This is a genomic window from Microtetraspora sp. AC03309, from assembly GCF_020826795.1.
In the GTDB taxonomy this organism is placed as follows: domain Bacteria; phylum Actinomycetota; class Actinomycetes; order Streptosporangiales; family Streptosporangiaceae; genus Microtetraspora; species Microtetraspora glauca.
On record NZ_JADDIL010000232.1, the window covers coordinates 1 to 991 of the forward strand.

Annotated in this window: 1 protein-coding gene; it reads right to left on the minus strand. The window is 61.9% G+C overall.

Going from position 1 to position 991, the window contains the following annotated elements; all coding sequences use genetic code 11:
- Nucleotides 1–72: 72 nt before the first annotated feature.
- The coding region (locus IMZ11_RS42495) for a reverse transcriptase domain-containing protein (protein WP_228649235.1) at nucleotides 73–991 on the minus strand (919 nt) is incomplete at its 5' end.

Here is a 991-nt window from a genome sequence, read left to right on the forward strand (position 1 = left end):
GCCGGGTAGCCGGGAGGAATCGCACCTCCCGGCCCCCACAGATCCGTACGTGACCGTCTCCGGTCATACGGCTCATGCCACTCTTGGCCGCCAGGCACGGGAGGTCCAGATCCAGTGCCGAAACATGCGGGGATACCTTGCGGTGATGTCCCACCAGCACTGGAATGCTTTCTTGACGCTCCGCAGGCGCTTGTACTTCTTCCGGATCCATCGCACCAAGTAGGAATTGATGCGCTCCAGGAGGGGATACAAAGCCGACCGATAAAAACGGCCGTAGTAATTCATCCAACCCGCCACGATCGGATTGATCATCTTGGCGAGCGTGATGAAGGTCGTTCCGGTACGGCGGTGTAACCGCCAACGGCGGACCTCCATACCGAGCTTCTTCAGGGCTTCCTTACTGATCGCAGGAATGAAGCTGAGGAACATGTGGCCGTCCTTGCGACGCGCCCCGCGCGGCCGGAACGTATACCCCAAGAACGTGAACGCGGTGTGCTCGTGCGATCCACGGCGTCGCTCGTCCTTGCAGTACACAATCCTGGTCTTGTCGGGGTGCAGTACCAGTCCGACCTCGGCCATCCTGCTCGTGATCGCCTCCAACACCTCACGGGCCTGCCGCAGGCTACGGCAGTGCACCACGGCATCGTCGGCATAGCGTTCGAAGGCGACACCCGGATAGGTCCGGACCAGCCACGCATCAAACGCATAGTGCATGAACAGATTGGCGAGGATGGGTGAGATCGCCGACCCCTGCGGGGTTCCTCGATCCCGCTGGCGCAAAGTCCCATCGGGCAGGTGCAGCGGGGCAGCCAGCCACCGCTTCACGTACAGCACCACCCAGTGGGCCTCGGTGTGATGTTCCACGGCCTTGACGATGAGATCCCACGGAACACTGTCGAAGAACTTCTGAACGTCGAGATCGATCACCCAGTCGTATCTCCAGCAGCGTTCCCGGCATACGCCCACCGCGTCCAGCGCTGAGCGGCCCGGC